The sequence below is a fragment of the Pseudoxanthomonas sp. LjRoot204_2 genome, assembly GCF_056175765.1.
On the sequence record NZ_JBGFFG010000553.1, the window covers coordinates 1 to 1,890 of the forward strand.

Annotated in this window: 1 protein-coding gene; it reads right to left on the reverse strand. The window is 69.2% G+C overall.

What is annotated here, in order from left to right; genetic code table 11:
* Positions 1-1,890: phosphoenolpyruvate carboxylase (locus AC04L7_RS17775; RefSeq protein WP_475513578.1), on the reverse strand; the 1,890-nt coding region annotated here is incomplete at both ends.

Below are 1,890 nucleotides of genomic sequence, written 5' to 3' on the forward strand. Positions count from 1 at the left end.
GATGTAGGGGTTGCGCAGCCGGATCGACAGCGCCAATCGCTGGTCGTGCTGCAGCAGCCAGTCGTTGCCATTGAGCGCCAGCACCCAGCGCAGGACGGCGGCATGCTCCTGCTGCACCTTCGGGAAGAACTCTCCATGCAGGTCGCCGGCCATCTTCGAGTACATCTCGGCGATGCTCAGGTCGCCTTTGGCGAGCACCATCGACACGTCGTCAAGGAAGGTCTTGAAGAAGGGCCAGTCGCGCGCCATTTCGCGCAGTGCCTCTTCACCATACGCAACGACCGCCGCCTGCAGGCCGGTCCCCACGCCGTACCACCCGGGGATCACGGCACGCGCCTGGCTCCACGCGAACACCCAGGGAATCGCACGCAGGTTGCTGAGCGCGGCATCCTGTCCGAGCCGTCGCGATGGACGCGAGCCCAGCGTCATACGCTCGATCACGTCGATCGGCGTGGCGCTGCGGAAATAGTCCATGAAGCGCGGCGCCTGCACGAAGGCGCGATAGGCCTGCGAACTCTCGCCCGCGACGAGCGCCATGATCTCGCGCCAGCGTGTCTCGCGCGGCTCGGGGGGACGCGGCCGCAGGCTGGACAGCAGCACCGCACCCACCGACTGCTCCAGCGAGCGCAACGCAAGCGCGCGGATGCCGTACTTGCGATGGATCACCTCGCCCTGCTCGGTCACGCGCAGGCGGCCGTCCACACTGCCGCGCGGCGCGGCTTCCAGCGCCCGCGTGGTCTTGCCGCCGCCACGGATGATCGAGCCGCCGCGGCCATGGAAGAACGTCAGCCGGATACCCAGCTCCTGCGCCGCGTCGACCAGGTCCACCTGCGCGCGCTGCAGGCCCCAGCGCGAGGCGGCGATGCCGCCGTCCTTGCCGCTGTCGGAATACCCCAGCATCACCATTTGCACGTTGCCGCGCGCGGCCAGGTGGGCGCGGTAGACCGGATCGGCCAGCAGGTCGCGCAGGACGTCGGTACCGTGGCCGAGGTCGTCGATGGTTTCGAACAGCGGCGCGATATCCAGCGGCACCTGGCCTGCGTCGTCGACCAGCCCACCCCGGCGCGCCAGCGCGAGCACGGTCAGTACGTCGGCGCGGCTGTGCGCCATGCTGATGATGTAGGTCCCCAGGGCATCCGTGCCGTGGCGCGCACGCGCATCGGCGAGGGCCGCGAACACCGCATCCAGGCGCTCGTTGCCTTCCTGGTCGGACGCCGGCAGCACCGCATCGCCGCTGGCGTACGGACCCAGCAACGCAGCGCGTTCGACCGCATCGCGCTGTTCCCAGTCACCGTCGCCCAGCGCGGCCGCCACCGCGCGTGCGTGCACGCTGGATTCCTGCCGTACGTCGAGCCGCGCGAGGTGGAAACCGAACGTGCGCACCCGCCACGCCAGCCTGCGCACCGCGAACCAGCCGGCATGGATGCCGCGGTGGGCTTCCAGGCTGTGCAGGATGAGATCGACGTCCTGCGCGAGTTCGTCTGGCGACGCATAGCCTTCGGGGCGATCTTCCAGCGTGGCCTGCAGGCGCGCACGCATCAGGTCGTTGAGCAGCCGGTACGGCTGGTCGCCATGGCGGGGTCGCGACTTCTTCGCAGCCTCTGGCATCAGGGCGCGGTAATGATCGAGGCGTGCGACGACATCGTCCGACACCCCGATGATCGAGCTCGACTGGCTGAGCAGCGTCGTGAGCTGGCGCAGTTCCTTGAGGTAGCGCGTGAGGATGGCGCGTCGCTGCGTGTCCAGGGTTGCGGTAACCGTGCGCGCGTCGACATTCGGATTGCCGTCCATGTCGCCGCCGACCCAGGTACCGAAGCGCAGCACACGGGGAAGCCGGGCGGTCACCTCGGGTGCGGCGCCGTAGACCTCGGTGATCGCGCTTTCCAGCGT